Source organism: Mesorhizobium sp. M0991 (assembly GCF_040318915.1).
GTDB lineage: Bacteria > Pseudomonadota > Alphaproteobacteria > Rhizobiales > Rhizobiaceae > Mesorhizobium.
In genome coordinates this window covers 211,969-230,263 of sequence record NZ_JAMYNE010000004.1, presented here as the reverse complement: position 1 = coordinate 230,263, position 18,295 = coordinate 211,969, and the positions used below count along the sequence as shown (strand labels likewise).

Below are 18,295 nucleotides of genomic sequence, written 5' to 3'. Positions count from 1 at the left end.
ATGAAGAAGGAGGAAAAGATGTCCGTTCGCAACGCCGCAAGGCGCTTCACCAGCGTCCTGACGGCCGCCAGCCTCTCGCTTGCCTTGCTCATGCCCAGCGGGCCGGCTTTTGCCGATGCCGGCTTCCGCCAATGGGTCGCCAGCTTCCGTGCTACCGCCGTGGCGAGCGGCGTTTCCGGCTCCGTCTACGACCAGGCATTCAAGGGCATCAACGACGCTGACCCGGTGGTGCTGGAAAAGGCCCGTACTCAACCCGAATTCACCGCGCCCGCCTGGGATTATTTCGACAACCGCGTCCATGACCAGTCGGTCGCCGTCGGCCAGCAGATGGCAAGGAAATGGAAGCCTTGGCTGGACAGGATCGAGGCAAGATACGGCGTCGACCGCTACATCCTGCTGGCCATCTGGTCGATGGAATCGAACTACGGCGAAACGCTCAAGCGCGATGATATCATGCGCAGTGTCGTGCGCTCGCTGGCGACGCTTGGTTATGCAGACCCGAAGCGCGCGAAATTTGCCCGCACCCAGTTGATCGCCGCGCTGAAGATCCTGCAGACCGGCGACATCGACGAAAGCCATCTCAGCGGCTCATGGGCCGGCGCGATGGGCCATACCCAGTTCATCCCCACCAGCTACCTGTCCTATGCGGTCGATATGGACGGCAACGGCAAGCGCGACATCTGGAATTCGATTCCCGACGCACTGGCGACAGCCGCCAATTTGCTGCGGAAGAACGGCTGGCAGGCAGGCAAGACCTGGGGTTATGAGGTCAGCATTCCGGACGGCAAGAAGCTGCCTGGGGGCTCGAAATCGCTGTCGCAATGGCAGGCGCTGGGCGTCACCCGTGCCAACGGCAAGCCGTTCAAGAACGGTGCGGACAAGGCGACGTTGAAGCTGCCCGGCGGCCGCGGCGGGCCAGCCTTCCTGATGATCAAGAATTTCTCGGTCATCAAGCGTTACAACAATGCCGACAAATATGCGCTCGCCGTGGGCCTTCTTGCCGACGAAATCGCCGGCTATGGCGGGCTTGTGCAGGACTGGAAGCGCCCGTTTACCAGGCTCTCCTTCGAGGAAAGGCAGGAGCTTCAGAAGCGACTTTCCGAGCACGGCTATTACGACGGCAAGTTCGACGGCAAGATCGGTGACGGATCGAAAACCGCCATCATGGCCTTCCAGGCAAAGGCCGGCTTGACCCAGGACGGGTATCCGAGCAAGGAAGTGCTCAAATGGCTCAGGCAGAACTAGAGCCGGTTACGGGATGGAGAGGGTGATTGGTTTCGGCTGCGCGCATCCGGTTAATCGTTCGTCGCGTGCCGATCCTCGTTCTGGCGATCGCCGTTCTGGCAGTCGGCGCCGCCAGTGCCTTTCATACCTCGGCCATGGCGCAGGAGCCGGAAAGTCGTGGCTGGTCGCTGCGCGACCTGTTGTTTCCGCGCAGAAGCGAGCGGTTTGAGCAGCCGCCGCCCGAATTCCAGAGAGAATTCCAGAGAACAAAGCCCAGACCCAAGCTGAGGAAGCCCCGGTCCGGTCGCCGGCCGCCGCCGGCCGAACCGACAACCCCGGTGACCGAGAAGGCGCCGGATGCACGCGTCGTTCTGGTGGTCGGCGATTTCATGGCGTCTGGGCTGGCTGAGGGGCTCGACGCCGCCTTTGCCGAGAACACCGGCGTCAGGATCGTCGTCCGTGCCAACGGATCGTCCGGCTTCGTGCGTGACGATGTCTACAACTGGCCAGAACAGGTCAAGTCGCTGATCGCTGCCGAAAAACCGGCAGCCGTCGTCGTCATGCTCGGATCCAACGACCGACAGCAGATGCGCGTCGGCGATGTGCGCGAGCAGCCGCGATCCGAAAACTGGACCAAGGAATACGAGCGCCGGACCGATGCGTTCGGCAAGGCCATCGCCGCAACCAAGGTGCCGTATCTGTGGGTCGGCATGCCGGCCATCCGGGTCTCGAAGATGACCTCCGACATGCTGGCCTTCAACGACATATTCCGCTCGTCCGCCGAAAGCCACGGCGGCGAATTCGTCGACGTCTGGGACGGGTTCGTCGACGAGAACGGCGCCTTCATCACCAGCGGTCCGGACATCAACGGCCAATCGGTGCGCCTGCGCTCCGACGACGGCATCAACATGTCGAAGGCCGGCAAGCGCAAGCTCGCCTTCTATACCGAAAAGCCGCTGATGAAGATCCTTGGGCTGGCCGCGCCGGGAAGCGTGATGACAGCTTCTGCCCCGGCCGGCGCTCCCGTCGAGGCGCCGGCACCTGCTGCCGCACCGATAGCGGTCGATCGCACCGTGCCGATGCTGCTCAGCGATCCGGCGCTGGACGGCGGTTCGGAACTTCTCGGCGCCGCCCCGCCGGCAAAAGCTGACAAGAATTTGCCGGGCGAAAGGCTGATCGTCGAGGGCAAGGCGCCCGACGCCTCACCGGGCCGTGCCGACGATTTCTCCTGGCCGCCGAAGACACAGCCTGCGACGGCGGCCGCATCCGACACGACGACGGCGATCCGGCAGTAAGCAGAACCTCTTCGGAACGGACTCAACGCGGCAGCACGCTCGATCCCATCAGCGCCTCGTCGATGGCGCGCGCCGCCTGGCGGCCCTCGCGGATCGCCCAGACGACCAGCGACTGGCCGCGCCGCACGTCGCCCGCCGCATAGAGCCTTTCGACGCTGGTCCTGTAATCCCGATCATTGGCCTCGACATTCTTCGAACGGCGGCTGTCGGTGACGATCGTCATCTGCCCGTCGAGCTCCGACACCGGCCCTCGAGCGGCTGGCCCGGCAAAGCCGATGGCGATGAACGCGAGATCGGCGCGGATAACGAATTCGGTGCCGGCGATCGGCTTGCGCTTTTCGTCGACCTCGCAGCATTTGACCCCGGTCAGCTGGCCGTCTTCGCCGATGAATTCGAGCGTCGCCACCTGGAATTCGCGCTCGGCGCCTTCGGCCTGCGAGGACGAGGTGCGCATCTTGGTCGCCCAGTAGGGCCAGACCGACAGCTTGTCTTCCTTTTCCGGCGGCTGCGGCCGGATGTCGAGCTGGGTGACGCGCACCGCGCCCTGGCGGAAGGCAGTGCCGACGCAGTCGGAGGCAGTGTCGCCGCCGCCGACGACGACGACATGCTGGCCGCCGGCGACGATTGGGCGGGACGGCCATGCGACCGACTGGATCGGCTCGCCGCCTATGCGCTTGTTCTGCTGCACCAAATAGGGCATGGCGTCGTGCACGCCGTCGAGATCATCGCCCGGGATGTTGGCCGGACGCGGTGTTTCGGAACCGCCGCAATAGAGGACCGCGTCATATTCGGCGAGCAGTTCGGCGACCGGCTTGTCGACGCCGACATTGACGCCACAATGGAAGCTGACACCTTCGCCCTGCATCTGCTCGATGCGCCGGTCGATATAATGCTTCTCGATCTTGAAATCGGGGATGCCGTAGCGCATCAGCCCGCCCGGCCGGCTCTCGCGCTCATAGACGTGAACGTCATGGCCGGCACGACCGAGTTGCTGGGCAGCGGCCATTCCCGCCGGCCCCGAGCCGATGACCGCGACGCGCTTGCCGGTCTTCCGTTCCGGCGGATAGGGCCGGATATGGCCGGTTTCATAGGCCTTGTCGGCAATCGCCTGCTCGATCGTCTTGATGGCGACCGGAATGTCCTCGAGATTCAGCGTGCAGGCTTCCTCGCAAGGTGCCGGACAGATGCGGCCGGTGAATTCCGGAAAATTGTTCGTCGAATGCAGGTTGCGGATCGCGTTGTCCCAGTCGCCATTGTAGACGAGGTCGTTCCAGTCCGGGATCTGATTGTGGATCGGGCAGCCGGTCGGTCCATGGCAATACGGAATGCCGCAATCCATACAGCGCGCGGCCTGCTTCTCGACCTCCTTGTCCGACATCGGCAGCGTGAACTCGCGGAAATGCCGGATGCGGTCGGAAGCCGGCTGGTACTTGTGCACCTGCCGGTCGATCTCGAGAAACCCTGTTACCTTGCCCATAGTCCAGTCCCTGCTGTCCGGAAGGCACGCCTGGCGACGCACCCGTTAACCTCATAAGGCAGCCGTGGCAACCTTCAGTCCGAGGTCAGGATTGTTGATGAAGATGGTTGCCGGGACGCATGGCCTCCCGGCAATTTCCAAATCTATTCCGCCGCCACGTTCATGCGCATCCGTTCCATCTCGATCAGCGCGCGGCGGTACTCGACCGGCATGATCTTCCGGAATTTCGGCCGGAAAGTTGTCCAGTCGTCGAGGATTTCGCGACCTCGTACCGAGCCAGTGTAGTGGACGTGGTTGGAGATCAGCTGGTAGAGCCGCTCCTCGTCGTGGCTGGTCATATCGCCGGATACGTCGACACGGCCCTTGTGGTCGAGATCGCCGCCATGGTGGAGCAGCTTTTCCATAAGGTCGTCCTCTTCCGGAACCGGCTCCAGCTCGACCATCGCCATGTTGCAGCGCTCGGCGAAATCGCCCGCCTCGTCGAGCACATAGGCGACGCCGCCCGACATGCCGGCGGCGAAGTTGCGGCCGGTCTGGCCGATAACGACGACGATACCGCCGGTCATGTATTCGCAACCATGGTCGCCGACGCCTTCAACGACGGCGGCGACACCCGAATTGCGCACGGCAAAACGCTCGCCGGCGACGCCGCAGAAATAGGCCTCGCCCTCGGTTGCGCCGTAGAGCACGGTATTGCCGACAATAATGGACTCGGCAGCAACGATTTTCGTGTTCTCCGGCGGGCGGATGACAATGCGGCCGCCCGACAGGCCCTTGCCGACATAGTCGTTGGCAGCGCCCACCAGTTCGAACGAGACGCCGCGCGCCAGGAAGGCGCCAAAGGACTGGCCGGCCGTGCCGGTGAGCTTGACCGAGATCGTGTCCTCGCGCAGGCCCTTGTGCTTGAAGCGCTTTGCCACCTCGCCCGACAGCATGGCGCCCGTCGAACGGTCGACGTTGCGGATCGGCAGTTCGATACTGACCGGCTGCCTGGCTTCGAGCGCCGGCTTTGCCAGTTCGATCAGCTTGCGGTCGAGCACGTCGTCGATCGGATGCTTCTGCCGCTCGGTCCAGTGCACCGCCTCGTGCGGCGCATCAGGCTTGTAGAACATCTTGCTGAAGTCGAGCCCGCGCGCCTTCCAGTGCTGGATCAGCTCGCGCTTTTCCAGAAGGTCGGTGTCGCCGATGATCTGGTCGAGATGGGTATGGCCCATCTCGGCAAGCAGCGCCCGCACCTCTTCCGCCACATAGAAGAAGAAGTTGATGACGTGCTCGGGCGTGCCCTTGAAGCGCTTGCGCAGCACCGGGTCCTGTGTCGCGACGCCGACCGGGCAGGTGTTGAGATGGCACTTGCGCATCATGATGCAGCCGGCCGCGATCAACGGCGCGGTCGAAAAGCCGAACTCGTCGGCGCCGAGCAGTGCGCCGATGATGACGTCACGCCCGGTGCGCAGGCCGCCATCGACCTGCAGCGCGACGCGCGACCTGAGACCGTTGAGCACCAGCGTCTGGTGCGTCTCGGCAAGGCCCATCTCCCACGGGCTGCCGGCATGCTTGAGCGAGGTCAGCGGCGAGGCGCCGGTGCCGCCGTCATAGCCTGATATGGTGATGTGGTCGGCACGCGCCTTGGCAACGCCGGCCGCAACTGTGCCGACGCCGACTTCCGAGACCAGCTTGACCGATACATCGGCCGCCGGATTGACGTTCTTCAGATCGTAGATGAGCTGCGCCAGATCCTCGATCGAATAGATGTCATGATGCGGCGGCGGCGAGATCAGGCCGACGCCCGGCGTCGAATGCCTGACCTTGGCTATGGTCGCATCGACCTTGTGGCCCGGCAGCTGGCCGCCCTCGCCGGGCTTCGCCCCTTGCGCGACCTTGATCTGCATCATGTCGGAATTGACCAGATATTCCGCCGTGACGCCAAAGCGTCCCGAAGCGACCTGCTTGATCGCCGAGCGTTCGGGGTTCTTGCCGCCGCCCGGCAGTGGCAGATAGCGGTCGGCCTCTTCGCCGCCCTCGCCGGTGTTCGACTTGCCGCCGATGGCGTTCATGGCGCGCGCCAGTGTCGTGTGCGCTTCCCTTGAGATCGAGCCGAAGGACATCGCCCCGGTCGAGAAGCGCTTGACGATATCGGCGGCCGGCATCACCTCGTCGAGCTTGACCTTCTTGCGCCCGGTCTCTTGCGCCAGCCTGATCTTGAACAGGCCGCGAATGGTCTGCGCCTGTGCCGTCTCGCTGTCGATCTGGGCGGAATAGTCCTTGAACGTTTCCCACGAGCCTTGGCGCACGGCGTGCTGCAAGGTCGCCACTGCGTCGGGCGACCAGATGTGGGCCTCGCCGCGCATGCGGAACATGTATTCGCCGCCGACCTCGAGGCTGTTGCGCAGCACCGGGTCGTTGCCGAAGCCGTCGGTGTGGCGGCTGACCGTTTCGGCGGCGATCTCGTCCAGCCCGACGCCTTCGATCAGCGTCGCCGTGCCGGTGAAGTACTTCTGCACGAAGTCCGACTTCAGCCCGATGGCATCAAAGATCTGCGCACCGCAATAGGACTGGTAGGTGGAGATGCCCATCTTGGACATCACCTTGAGGATGCCCTTGCCGATTGACTTGATGTAGCGGGAGACGACCTCGTAGGCATCGACCTCCGCCGGCAATTCGCCACGCTTGTGCATATCGAGCAGCGTGTCGAAAGCGAGATAGGGATTGATCGCCTCGGCGCCGTAGCCGGCGAGACAGCAGAAATGATGCACCTCGCGCGGCTCGCCGGATTCCACGACGAGCCCAACCGAGGTGCGCAATCCCTTCCGGATCAAATGATGATGCACGGCCGCCGTTGCCAGCAGCGCCGGAATGGCGATGCGGTCCGGCCCGAGCTGACGGTCCGACAGGATGATGATGTTGTAGCCGCCGGCGACCGCCGCCTCGGCGCGCTCGCACAGCCGGTCGATGGCGCCCAGCATGCCGGCCGCGCCTTCATTCGAAGCATAGGTGATGTCGATCGTCTTGGTGTCGAAACGGTCCTCGGTGTGACCGACCGAGCGCAGCTTCTCCAGATCGCCATTGGTCAGGATCGGCTGGCGCACTTCGAGCCGCTTGCGGCGCGAAGTGCCGACAAGATCAAAGATGTTGGGCCGCGGCCCGATGAAGGAGACGAGGCTCATCACCAGTTCCTCGCGAATCGGGTCGATCGGCGGGTTGGTGACCTGTGCGAAGTTCTGCTTGAAATAGGTGTAGAGCAGCTTCGATCTGTCCGACATTGCCGATATCGGCGTGTCGGTGCCCATCGAGCCGACCGCCTCCTGCCCGGTGGTCGCCATCGGCGACATCAACAGCTTTGTGTCTTCCTGGGTGTAGCCGAACGCCTGCTGGCGGTCGAGCAGTGAGACATCCCTGCGCAGGGCGCGCGGCTCGACCGGGTTCAGATCCTCGAGGATGAGCTGGGTGTTGGCGAGCCAGCTCTTGTACGGGTGCCTGGTCGCAATCTCCGACTTGATCTCCTCGTCGGAAACGATGCGGCCCTTGTCCAGGTCGATCAGCAGCATGCGGCCGGGCTGCAGCCGCCACTTCTTGACGATCCTTTCCTCTGGCACCGGCAGCACGCCGGCTTCCGAGGCCATAATGACGCGGTCGTCGTCGGTGACGATGTAGCGCGCCGGCCGCAGCCCATTGCGATCGAGCGTGGCGCCGATCTGGCGGCCGTCGGTGAAGGCAACCGCCGCCGGCCCGTCCCACGGCTCCATCAGGGCTGCGTGATACTCGTAGAAGGCCTTGCGGTCCTGACCCATCAGCTTGTTGCCGGCCCAGGCTTCCGGGATCAGCATCATCATGGCATGGGCGAGCGAATAGCCGCCCTGCGTCAAGAATTCGAGCGCATTGTCGAAGCAGGCGGTGTCCGACTGCCCTTCATAGGAGATCGGCCATAGCTTCGAGATGTCGTTGCCGAACAGTTCGGAATCGACCGAGGCCTGCCGTGCCGCCATCCAGTTGACGTTGCCGCGCAGCGTGTTGATCTCGCCATTGTGGGCGACCATGCGGTAGGGATGCGCCAGCTTCCACGACGGGAACGTGTTGGTCGAGAAGCGCTGGTGGACCAGGATCAGCGCCGTCTCGAAACGCGGGTCGGTGAGGTCCTTGTAGTAGGCGCCGACCTGATAGGCCAGGAACATGCCCTTGTAGACGATGGTCCGCGACGACATCGAGACGACATAGAAGCCGTTGTCGACGCCTTTGGTCTCCTCGTGGATACGGCCGGAAATGACCTTGCGCAGGATGTAGAGCCGCCGCTCGTAATCGTCGTCGTTCTCGATCTCGGCGCCGCGGCCCAGGAACACCTGCCGGTGCACCGGCTCGGAAGCGGCGATGTCGGGCGCCTTGGACAGCGACGAATTATCGACCGGCACGTCGCGAAAACCGAGCAGCGGCTGGCCTTCGAGCTGCGCAACCTCGGCGATGATGCCTTCGATATGCGCCTGCAGCTCCGGGTCGCGCGGCATGAATACATGGCCGACGGCGTAGTGGCCAGGCTTCGGCAGTTCGACCCCTTGCTTGGCCATCTCCTCGCGGAAGAAACGGTCCGGCAGTTGCACCAGCACGCCGGCGCCGTCGCCCATCAGCGGATCGGCGCCGACGGCGCCGCGATGCGTCAGGTTTTCGAGCACGGCAAGGCCGTCCTCGACAATCTGGTGCGACTTTACGCCCTTCATGTTGACGATGAAGCCGACGCCGCAGGCATCATGCTCGTTGCGCGGATCGTAGAGGCCGTGCGCGGCATAGCCGGTGCTGGTTCGCCCAATATTGGTCAGGGACGGATTTTTGACGGCTGCCGCTTTCGTCTGCGCGGCCTTCGTCGCAGATGGCGTCATGTCCATCATCGTCCTGTCCTCCGTTCCGTCCCCTTCGGGCGCTGGTTTCCGTCGGGAAGCGCGTGGCTCCCCTTTCAATCTTGCGGCACGTCTTGCGAAATTCTTGCCGACCGTGCGGCTTTCCGCATGGTTCGCATATGGTATTCGTACAGGCCAGAGCCAGGCTGTCTAGCTATCGCTCGCGGCAATTGCCGCAGAGGCGCAATCATATGCCAATGCGGCCAGTTTTGTGCGACAAAATAAGACAGCACTACTGTCCTAAATTTTTATGACAGAAATTTTGGATGCACACAAGACCGATTCACAAAATTCTTGAAGCTTTCGCGACAGAAAATTGCGCGGAACGCGGTCACAGCGTAACCTTCCGTCGCTGCGTCTACGGTCAGGCTTTCGCTGGCTTTAGCGGATTTTCTGCATCTGCCACTTGCGGCCGGCGTGCGAAAGCGGCCAAGCTCGCACCGATTTTCCCCAGCATAGGCAGACGCATGATTTTCGCTTCCGACAATTGGGCAGGCGCCCATCCCCGTATCGCTGCCGGCCTCTCGGCCCATGCCGACGGCTTCTCCACCGCGTATGGCGACGGCTTCCTCGACAAGGCAGTTTACCAGCGCTTCAATGAAATCTTCGAATGCGAAGTCGCGGTGTTTTTCCTCGCCACCGGCACCGCTGCCAATTCGCTGTCGCTGACTGCCTATAACAAGCCAGGCGGCATTTCCTTCTGCCATCGCGAATCGCACGTCATCGAGGACGAATGCGGTGCACCGGAATATTTCACCGGCGGTTCGCGGCTTTATACAGTCGAAGGCGCACTCGGCAAGATCGATGCCGGCAATCTGGAACGGGCGGTGGACCGTTTCGCACCCGAAAACGTCCATTCCGGGCGGCCGATGGCGGTTTCGATCACGCAGTCGACCGAGGTTGGCACCGTCTACACGCTGAACGAAATCGCCAGGATTTCGGCGATCGCAAAGCAGCGGGGATTGCCGCTGCACATGGACGGGGCCCGCTTTGCCAATGCGCTCGTCGCGCTGGAAACGACGCCGGCCGAAATGACCTGGAAGCACGGTGTCGACATCCTCTCCTTCGGCGGCACCAAGAATGGCTGTTGGTGCGCCGAGGCGATCGTGCTGTTCGACCTCGAGCGAGCCAAGGAATTGGCCTTTTTGCGCAAGCGCGCGGCCCAGCTGTTCTCGAAATCGCGCTTCATCGCCGCGCAATTCGATGCCTATTTCAGGGGTGGGCTATGGCTCGACACGGCACGGCACGCCAATGCGATGGCGGCACGGCTTGCCGCGGCGATAGAAGATTCCCCTTCGGCCCGGCTGGCCTGGCTGCCGCAGGCGAACGAGGTCTTCGCGGTCATGAAAAAGGCCGACGCCGAAAGAATGCAAGCGGCAGGCGCGGCCTTCCACGACTGGCACAGGCCGCTCGGCTACGACGGCCATATTGGCGAGGACGAAGCGCTCTATCGCTTCGTCACCAGCTTCGCGACCACGGCCGACGAGGTCGACCGTTTCGGCTACCTGCTCGCCGGATAGCAAGCCTTGCCCACCAGCAAAAAGAGCGGCGCATTGCTGCACCGCCCTTTCTTCCCGGGGAGTTGGCATCCCGGGAGAGTTTAGCTGCCTGGCTTAGGCGGCAGTCTTGGCCTCGATCTGCTTGGCCTTGGCCGGAGCCGAGGTGATCGCGATCTTGCGCGGCTTCAGCTCTTCGGGGATGTTGCGCTTGAGGTCGACGAAGAGCAGGCCGTTCTTCAGCGCGGCGCCGACAACCTCGACGTGATCGGCAAGCTGGAAGCGGCGCTCGAAGGCTCGGCTGGCGATACCGCGATAGAGCAGTTCGGAGCCTTCGCCATTGCCTTCCTCCTTGCGCTCACCCTTGACGGTCAGCACATTGCGGTGAGCTTCGATCGAAATCTCATCTTCCGAGAAGCCGGCCACAGCCATCGAGATGCGATAGGCATCTTCGCCCGTGCGCTCGATGTTGTAAGGCGGGTAGGTCTGGCCTTCCGGTTGCGCAAGCGAATCGAGCATGGTGAACAGCCGGTCAAAACCGACGGTCGAACGGTAGAGCGGGGAAAAATCAACGTGACGCATGGTGTGTTCTCCTGTTGAGCAACAAGGTTGCGTATGGCCGGTGCGAAACCCGTGACGGCGTTCCGGATGGGCCAGCGACCCCGACATTGGCGGCCGCATGACAAATTTGGGAAGCGGGCGACGGCATTTCAAGATTTTCCCGCGTCCGAACGGGACCGGTCCCGGCCCACGTCCCGATGTTGATGAACGGCAGATGAACCGTGGCTTCGGCGAGCGTTCAGCCAGGCGGCATTAAAACTGTTCTCGAGATCACGAACAGGTCGCCGGAAAAGGCGACACGACGAGGCCGAACCGGGTGTAACGTCCCTTCCTCCCGGTCGACAGAGGCCGGAAGCACGCCCAAGGCTGCTTCCGGCCTTTCTTGTTCGCTGCCTGGGTCGACCTCCCCGACGTCCCGAATTCCTTTGCTTTTGGCGCATGGGCGTTTATGCCTGATTTGCGCCCGTCGGCACCGACACCAACCAAACACCGTATGACCGATCTTTTCCACCAGCCCCCCCTCTTCCACGAAACTCCGGGCAATCCGCTGCCGGAAAACGCGGCCGGCGGCTTCTTCACCACGCGCGACGGCAAGAAGATCCGCTATGGGCTGTTTGCCGCGGTTACCCGCCCGATGAAGGGCACCGTCGTCGTCCTGACCGGCCGCAACGAGTGCATCGAGAAGTATTTCGAGACCATTCGCAACCTTGCCGACCGGGGCTTTGGCGTGGCAACCCTCGACTGGCGCGGCCAGGGCGCTTCCGACCGGCTGATCGGCGACCGACAGCGCGGCTTCGTCCGGAGCTTCTTCGACTACACCGGCGATCTGGAGCAGTTCTTCGAGGAGATCGTGCTGCCCGATTGCCGAGGGCCCTACTACATACTGGCCCACTCGGCCGGCGCGGTGATTGCGCTGCTCGCCGCGCCCGCAATGGCGAACCGCGTGCGCCGCATGGTGCTGATCGCACCGTTCTTCACCGTGCCGGACCTCCCGGTTTCGGTAAAAACCGTCCGCCGCATCTCTTCGCTGTTCTGCCTTCTCGGCCTTGGCCGGCTCTATGCCGCATGGGGGCCGCGGCCCAAGGAATCGGTGCCCTTCGCCATGAACAAGCTGACCAGCGACCCGGCGCGCTATCGGCGCAACACGCTGATCTACGAAACCTATCCGCAGCTGGCGCTTGGCGGACCGACGATCCGCTGGCTGAAGGCGGCCACGGAGGCGTCCTTGATCGTCAGCAACCCGGATTTCATGGCCAAGATCCAGGTGCCCTTGCTGATGATCGCCGCCGGCGCCGACCAGGTCGTCTCGACCAGGGCAGTCGAGGCCTATGCGAGGCGTCTGCGCGTCGGCTCGCTAGTGATGATCGACGGCGCCCGCCATGAGATCCTGCAGGAAGCCGACCTCTATCGCGAGCAACTGCTTGCGGCATTCGATGCCTTCATCCCAGGAACCGGCGACGCTGTTTGACCGCTTCGCCGGCGCCCGGCAATAAAGCCTGCGCGGGTCGCTTGCCCGGCACAGCTCGCCCCCTTATTCCCGTTCAGGCATCGCGCGCTAGGTTGCTGCCAAAGAGGTTGGAGGTCATTCGCCGGGAGAAAAACGACCATGAACGCATCGAACACGCTGTCACGTCAGGGGCATCGGCTGCTGCAGATTGGCGTCGCGCTGCTGCTGTTTTCGTCATTCGAGGGGTTTGCAATACCGTACCTCGCCGCACCGCGGCTCGGACTGTCCGCGCACACGCTCAGCGCCTTGGAGGGCGTTCTTTTGCTGGCGCTAGGCCTCACATGGTCTAGGCTCAATCTCGGCGCGGCGATGTCGCGGATTGCGTTCTGGCTCCTGATCTATTCGGCTTTGGCGATCCTGGCCGCCTACGTGATTGCCAGCGCCTGGGGGGCCGGCAACGAGACAATGCCGTTGGCCGCCGGAGCCGTCCACGGGAGCGCCTTTCAGGAAGCCGTGATCAAAGGCGTGGCGTATTCGTCCGCGCCGACCGGCCTCATCTCTTTCGTGCTCATTTTGTGGGGCCTGCGTCTCTCGGACGCTTGGCCTGCCGACTGCTAATTTAGAACCGCGGTTTCCGTCGGATTTGCGCAAAAACAGACGCTTGGGTGCACCGGATGCTCAGCCGCGCAGCGCCGTCATCGCCGCCGCGTGCAGCTCCGGTGTCGCCGCCGCCAGGATGTCGCCGCCGTTTTCCGCCGGTCCGCCCTCGAAAGTGGTGACGACGCCGCCTGCCTTCTCGATGATCGGAATCAGCGCCACGATGTCGTAGGGCTTCAATCCCGGATCGGCGACGATATCGACGCTGCCCGCCGCCACCATGGCGAAGGCATAGCAGTCGGTGCCGTAGCGGGCGAGCTGGACCTGCTTCTCGAACAGGTCGTAGCGTGAGCGCGCGTCTCCCTTGAACAGCGCCGGCGTGGTGGTGAACAGCGTCGCTTCGGCGAGATTTGTGGTCTTGCGCGTCGTGAGTTTTCGCGGGCCACCCGGACCTTCATAATGCGAGCCGGAAGCATTGGCGTAGAACAGCTCGCCGGTGAAGGGCTGCGACATCATGCCGGCGACGGCATCGCCGTCGACCGTCAGCCCGACCAGCGTGCCCCATACCGGCAGGCCGGAAATGAAGGCGCGCGTGCCGTCGATCGGATCGATCACCCAGACATGCCGGCTGGAGATGTTTTCGCTGCCATGCTCCTCGCCGAGGATGCCGTGATCGGGGTATTGCGCGCTGATCACCGCCCGGATGGCGCGCTCGGCTTCACGGTCGGCCTCGGTGACCGGGTCGAAGCTGCCGTGCTCCTTGTTGGTGACCGCGCCCTGATTGCGGAAGCGCGGCAAGGTCTCGGCTGCGGCGGCACGCGCAATGCGCCGCATGAACTCGATGCTGATGTCCAACTGATTCTCCCGCTTCAGCATGTCTGAGATGCCGGTATGCCTACGGTTTTATGCCGAAACAAAGGCGTTTTGCGCCAAAACAACGCGTTCGGAGCCTTTCGCACGGTGCCAACTGTTGCTCGAATGCAACGCCGCCGTCATGGAAATGCAGTTTCCACTTCACAGTGAATTAAAAAAGCCGGAACGCGCCTTGACATTTGTGCAGCGCACAATACGTTTGTTCTCGGACAGGGGTTCCTGTCCATGCCCTCCTTGGGCGTTTCCTCCCTAGACTTCGACCGTGTCGTGCAAACGATGCGGTCTTTTTTTACGCTGCCGCATAAGCGGCGAGTACCGCGATTCCGGCGCTATTCGGCAGCCAGCGGTAGATCCATGAAATTGTGATCGGGCATCGCCATCAGTTCGGCCGAAAACCGCGCCAGATCGCCGGCCAGGGCGTCGAAACCAGCCGATCTCTGGAACGTCCGCTCATTCATGTAGAGCCCGCGATTGACCTCGATCTGCAGCGCATGCAGATGGCGCACGGGGCGGCCATAGTGCTCGGTAATGAAGCCTCCGGCATAGGGCTTGTTGTGGGCGACGCTGTAGCCCATGCCGGTGAGCAGGCCGATCGCCGTCTCGGTCAACGCCGCCGTGGCGGAAATGCCGAACCGGTCGCCGACAATGAAATCCGGACGCAATCCGCTGTCGCCGACCCGTATGCTTGCCGGCATCGAGTGGCAGTCAATCAGCACGGCGTAGCCGAAGCGCGCATGGGTTCTGGTCAAAAGCCGTTTCAGCGTCTCGTGATAGGGCTTGTAGACCGCTTCGATGCGCGCCACGGCTTCCGCCAGCGGCAAGCGGCCGGAATAGATGTCGAGCCCCTCGCCGACCAGCTTGGGCACGGTGCCGAGCCCGCCGGCCACCCGCGCCGAGCGGATGTTGCAGAATGACGGCACCGGTTCGGCAAACATGCGCGGGTCGAGTTCCCACGGCTCCCGGTTGACGTCTAGATAGGCGCGCGGGAAGTTTGCCGCCAGCATCGGCGCCCCGAGCGCGACGGCACCGCCGAACAATTCCTCGACATAGCAGTCCTCGGAGCGGCGGATGGCGTTGCGGTCCAGCTTGGCCATAGCCATGAACCGGTCCGGATAGTAGCGGCCGCTATGCGGCGAGTTGAAGAGGAAGGGAACGCGCTGTTCGGCGCCCGATCGGATTTCGAAGGGTGGAACGACCGAAAAATCCTCGGCTGCCGTTTTCAATTTGAACGAACCCAGAAATACCAATGCATCATGATAAGGAAAGTGCCACCTCGCCGTCCGCATGTCCAGCCGCCGAAGTGCCAGCCAAATCAGGATTGTGCGGCCAACGTTCACTTGATGTTTACCGTCACCTCCTCATATACAGCATGGTTAACGGGCTTGCCGCACGGCATTGTCGGTTGGGTGATTCGGACGGGACAAGATGGCACGCATTCTGCTGGCGGAAGACGACGACGACATGCGCCGGTTCCTCGTCAAGGCGCTGGAGCGCGCCGGTTATCAGGTCAGCGATTTCGACAATGGCGCCAGTGCCTATGAGCGGCTGCGCGAGGAACCTTTTTCGCTGCTTTTGACCGACATCGTCATGCCCGAGATGGATGGCATCGAGCTCGCCCGCCGCGCCACCGAGATCGATCCCGACCTCAAGGTGATGTTCATCACCGGCTTCGCCGCCGTCGCGCTGAACCCTGATTCCAAGGCGCCGAAAGACGCCAAGGTGCTATCGAAGCCGTTCCACCTGCGCGACCTCGTCAACGAGGTCGAAAAGATGCTGCAAGCCGCCTGACGCGCTTTTTGTCGCGTCTTGACCGGCCCGGCAAGCCAGCCATTCTTTCCCTTTTCCCGCTATTGACGTGCCGAACCAAAAATGGTGTATGCGCGGCTTCGGATGGGCGTGTAGCTCAGCGGGAGAGCACTGCATTGACATTGCAGGGGTCACAGGTTCAATCCCTGTCACGCCCACCATCCAGATAATCCCTCACTTGGCCGTCGGTATTTTCATCGGCTGACGTTCTCGCCCTCATCCAGTCCTGATGCCGAGCTCGCCAATACCGGCCTCAGGCTGCGCCGAGGCGCAGATCGCCGGTCTCGACGTGCTCAAGAAACCAGGCATAGGTCTGTTCCAATCCGCTGCGCAGCGAATAGCGCGGGCGCCAGCCGGTGGCGAACAGACGCGACACGTCCATCAGCTTGCGCGGCGTGCCGTCCGGCTTCGTCGCATCGAATGTGATCGTCGCATCGGCGCCGGCGACCGACACGATGGTGCGGGCAAGATCGGCAATGGTGATGTCTTCCCCAGAGCCGACATTGATGTGGCTGTCGCCCGAATAATTCTTCAGCAGCCAGACCAGGGCGTCGGCGGCGTCGTCGACATGCAGGAATTCACGCATCGGCGTGCCCGATCCCCACACCTCCAGGCTCTTGCGGCCGGCGCGCCTGGCCTCGTGCGCCTTGCGCATCAGGGCCGGCACGACATGGCTTGAATTGAGGTCGAAATTATCGCCCGGGCCGTAGAGATTGGTCGGCATAGCCGAGATGTAGTCGACACCGTATTGGCGCCGATAGGCCTGGCACAGTTTCAGTCCGGCGATCTTGGCGATCGCATACCATTCGTTGGTAGGTTCGAGCGGGCCGGTCAGCAAGGCGTCCTCGGAGATCGGCTGCGCCGCGAATTTGGGATAGATGCAGGACGAGCCGAGAAACAGCAGCTTCTGCACCTCGTTGCGGAAGGCGCTGTCGATGACATTGTTCTGCATGACGAGATTGTCCTGCAGAAAATCGACGGGAAGCCTGTTGTTGGCCAGGATACCGCCGACCTTGGCCGCCGCCATCACCACTGCATCCGGCTTGCGGTCGGCCATCCAGCGCCGCACGCCGGCCTGGTCGAGAAGATCGAGCTCGGCGCGCGAGGCGGTCAGAACCTCGCAATCCTCGTCGGCCAATCGGCGCAGGATGGCCGAGCCGACCATGCCGCGATGTCCGGCCACGAAAACGCGCTTGCCCCGAAGGTCGAAGGTCATCAGCTTATCCCAATGCAGAACGGCAGCTTTGCCGGTTGGCCGGCAGAGCGCCGGATCGGCTTCTCTGTTGGACGCATACCGCATACAGATTTGCCCAGACAAGCCAAATCGCAAAGCCACCCGAAACCGGGCTTGCAGATTGGACGCTGCAATGTCTTGCGATCAGACGCCCGCTACCGCGCAGAGGCTTGTCATTCTGGCAATGGCAAGCTCCGGCTCGGCCAGCAATCCTGCCTGGTCGGCAAGGCGAAAGACATCGGCATAGTGACGTATGCCGCGCGCCGACTGCATGCCGCCGACCATCGAAAAATGGTCCTGATGGCCGTTCAGCCAGGCCATGAAGACAATGCCGGCCTTGTAGTATTCGGTCGGCGCCTCGAAGATCTTGCGCGACAGCGGCACTGTCGGCGCCATCAGCGCGTCATAGCCGGCGCGGTCGCCGTCGGCCAGCTTTGCCAGCGCCGCATTGGCGACCGGCGCGATGGTATCGAAAATGCCGAGCAGCGCGTGCGAATGTCTGTCGCCGTCGCCGGCGATCAGCTCGGGGTAGTTGAAGTCGTCGCCGGTGAACATCACCACGCCCTCGGGCAGCCGGTCCCTGAGCGCGATCTCCTTGCCGGCGTCGAGCAGCGATATCTTTATGCCTTCGACCTTGCCGGCATGGCGTTCGATGATCGCGATCACCGTCTCGAGCGCGGTTTCGAAATCGCTGCTGCCCCAGTAGCCTTTCAGCGCCGGGTCGAACATGTCACCCAGCCAGTGCAGGATGACCTTGCCGGATGCCTGGGACAGGATGCGGTCGTAGACGCTGACATAGTCGTCGGGGCTTTTGGCGATCGCCGCCAGCGCCCGGCTGGCCATCATGATCGCCTTGCCGCCAAGCCCTTCGATGAAGCCGAACTGCTCCTCATAGGCCGCGATGACATCGTCGAGCGTGCTCGCGGCCCCCGGCGCCAGATGGTCGGTGCCGGCGCCTGACGCGAGATCGGCGCCCTCGACGCTGCGCGCCTCGATAATGGAGCGGCGGATCAATTCCTTGGCATTTGCCCAGTCGAAACCCATGCCGCGCTGCGAGGTGTCCATCGCTTCGGCGACGCGAAAGCCGAGCCGCCAAAGGTGACGGCGAAACGCCATTGTCTTGTCCCAGTCGACCGCGGGCCTCGACCACGGATCGGTCATGGCGAGGGGATCGGCAACGACATGGGCGGCGGCGTAGGCGATGCGCGAGAACCGCGCGCCGGCCACAGGCTGCACCGGCTGGCCGACAAGCCGGTAGCGGATACGGCCGCCGCCTTCCCCGGGCAAGGTGATGTCCATGGCTCTCTCCTTCCCAGCGCCTATTAAATGGAACGTTCCAATAAATCAAGATACTTTGCCGCCCTTCGTCGCGCCGGTCAAATTGCTGCATCGCAGCAGGTGA

13 protein-coding genes and 1 tRNA gene are annotated in these 18,295 nt (G+C 63.0%); 7 read left to right on the top strand and 7 right to left on the bottom strand.

The annotated features are described in order from the left end of the window. Positions 1-18 precede the first annotated feature (18 nt). The gene (locus tag NKH70_RS08735; protein WP_352910752.1) at positions 19-1,245 is read left to right on the top strand and encodes a lytic murein transglycosylase; all 1,227 of its coding nucleotides are present in this window, start codon (positions 19-21) and stop codon (positions 1,243-1,245) included. 26 nt (positions 1,246-1,271) lie between these two features. After that, positions 1,272-2,519, top strand: coding sequence for an SGNH/GDSL hydrolase family protein (locus NKH70_RS08730; protein ID WP_353025102.1), 1,248 nt, complete (start codon positions 1,272-1,274; stop codon positions 2,517-2,519). Positions 2,520-2,541: 22 nt separating this feature from the next. Here NKH70_RS08730 and NKH70_RS08725 read toward each other — a convergent pair whose 3' ends face one another. Both NKH70_RS08725 and gltB read right to left on the bottom strand, forming a co-directional pair. After that, the gene (locus NKH70_RS08725) at positions 2,542-3,996 is read right to left on the bottom strand and encodes a glutamate synthase subunit beta (RefSeq protein ID WP_353025100.1); all 1,455 of its coding nucleotides are present in this window, start codon (positions 3,994-3,996) and stop codon (positions 2,542-2,544) included. 143 nt (positions 3,997-4,139) lie between these two features. After that, a complete protein-coding gene (gene gltB, locus NKH70_RS08720; RefSeq protein ID WP_352713543.1) occupies positions 4,140-8,870 on the bottom strand; it encodes a glutamate synthase large subunit in 4,731 nt (1,576 codons plus the stop codon). Between the two features lie 476 nt (positions 8,871-9,346). On the opposite strand from gltB, the gene NKH70_RS08715 reads away from it, so the two are divergent. Continuing rightward, entirely contained in the window at positions 9,347-10,399 is a 1,053-nt protein-coding gene (locus NKH70_RS08715; protein ID WP_352713545.1) for a threonine aldolase family protein, read from the top strand. Between the two features lie 93 nt (positions 10,400-10,492). Here the strand turns inward: NKH70_RS08715 and NKH70_RS08710 are convergent, their stop codons facing one another. Beyond that, positions 10,493-10,957 (bottom strand): Hsp20 family protein, encoded by a 465-nt coding sequence (locus NKH70_RS08710; protein ID WP_023675381.1) that lies wholly within the window; start codon positions 10,955-10,957, stop codon positions 10,493-10,495. A 472-nt stretch (positions 10,958-11,429) separates the two neighbouring features. On the opposite strand from NKH70_RS08710, the gene NKH70_RS08705 reads away from it, so the two are divergent. Both NKH70_RS08705 and NKH70_RS08700 read left to right on the top strand, forming a co-directional pair. Further along, complete coding sequence (locus tag NKH70_RS08705) at positions 11,430-12,404, top strand: alpha/beta fold hydrolase (RefSeq protein WP_352713546.1); 975 nt, start codon at positions 11,430-11,432, stop codon at positions 12,402-12,404. Between the two features lie 138 nt (positions 12,405-12,542). Further along, on the top strand, positions 12,543-13,001 hold the full coding sequence (locus NKH70_RS08700) for a styrene oxide isomerase (protein WP_352713549.1): 459 nt from the start codon (positions 12,543-12,545) through the stop codon (positions 12,999-13,001). A gap of 60 nt (positions 13,002-13,061) precedes the next feature. On the opposite strand, the gene hisN is transcribed toward NKH70_RS08700, so the two are convergent. Both hisN and NKH70_RS08690 read right to left on the bottom strand, forming a co-directional pair. Continuing rightward, positions 13,062-13,835 carry a histidinol-phosphatase gene (gene hisN, locus NKH70_RS08695; RefSeq protein WP_352713552.1) on the bottom strand — a complete coding sequence of 258 codons (774 nt, stop codon included), beginning with the start codon at positions 13,833-13,835 and terminating at the stop codon, positions 13,062-13,064. 347 nt (positions 13,836-14,182) lie between these two features. Beyond that, positions 14,183-15,139, bottom strand: a complete 957-nt coding sequence (locus tag NKH70_RS08690) for an N-formylglutamate amidohydrolase (RefSeq protein WP_352713553.1) — start codon at positions 15,137-15,139, stop codon at positions 14,183-14,185. Between the two features lie 139 nt (positions 15,140-15,278). Here NKH70_RS08690 and cpdR point away from each other — a divergent pair, with 139 nt between their 5' ends. Continuing rightward, on the top strand, positions 15,279-15,641 hold the full coding sequence (gene cpdR, locus NKH70_RS08685) for a cell cycle two-component system response regulator CpdR (protein WP_006199474.1): 363 nt from the start codon (positions 15,279-15,281) through the stop codon (positions 15,639-15,641). Between the two features lie 104 nt (positions 15,642-15,745). Beyond that, positions 15,746-15,820, top strand: a tRNA-Val gene (locus tag NKH70_RS08680). A 92-nt stretch (positions 15,821-15,912) separates the two neighbouring features. Here the strand turns inward: NKH70_RS08680 and fcl are convergent. Beyond that, positions 15,913-16,875, bottom strand: coding sequence for a GDP-L-fucose synthase (fcl, locus tag NKH70_RS08675; RefSeq protein ID WP_352713556.1), 963 nt, complete (start codon positions 16,873-16,875; stop codon positions 15,913-15,915). Between the two features lie 162 nt (positions 16,876-17,037). Continuing rightward, positions 17,038-18,192: a dihydrodipicolinate synthase family protein gene (locus tag NKH70_RS08670; RefSeq protein WP_352713558.1), complete on the bottom strand. Its 1,155-nt coding sequence runs from the start codon at positions 18,190-18,192 to the stop codon at positions 17,038-17,040. Between the last annotated feature and the right edge of the window lie 103 nt (positions 18,193-18,295).

Coding starts and splice junctions, on each gene's coding strand:
- NKH70_RS08715 (WP_352713545.1), top strand. CDS start 9,347: ATGATTTTCGCTTCCGACAATTGGGCAGGCGCCCATCCCCGTATCGCT.
- fcl (WP_352713556.1), bottom strand. CDS start 16,875: ATGACCTTCGACCTTCGGGGCAAGCGCGTTTTCGTGGCCGGACATCGC.
- NKH70_RS08690 (WP_352713553.1), bottom strand. CDS start 15,139: ATGCGGACGGCGAGGTGGCACTTTCCTTATCATGATGCATTGGTATTT.
- NKH70_RS08735 (WP_352910752.1), top strand. CDS start 19: ATGTCCGTTCGCAACGCCGCAAGGCGCTTCACCAGCGTCCTGACGGCC.
- NKH70_RS08705 (WP_352713546.1), top strand. CDS start 11,430: ATGACCGATCTTTTCCACCAGCCCCCCCTCTTCCACGAAACTCCGGGC.
- NKH70_RS08725 (WP_353025100.1), bottom strand. CDS start 3,996: ATGGGCAAGGTAACAGGGTTTCTCGAGATCGACCGGCAGGTGCACAAG.
- NKH70_RS08700 (WP_352713549.1), top strand. CDS start 12,543: ATGAACGCATCGAACACGCTGTCACGTCAGGGGCATCGGCTGCTGCAG.
- NKH70_RS08710 (WP_023675381.1), bottom strand. CDS start 10,957: ATGCGTCACGTTGATTTTTCCCCGCTCTACCGTTCGACCGTCGGTTTT.
- cpdR (WP_006199474.1), top strand. CDS start 15,279: ATGGCACGCATTCTGCTGGCGGAAGACGACGACGACATGCGCCGGTTC.
- gltB (WP_352713543.1), bottom strand. CDS start 8,870: ATGATGGACATGACGCCATCTGCGACGAAGGCCGCGCAGACGAAAGCG.
- NKH70_RS08670 (WP_352713558.1), bottom strand. CDS start 18,192: ATGGACATCACCTTGCCCGGGGAAGGCGGCGGCCGTATCCGCTACCGG.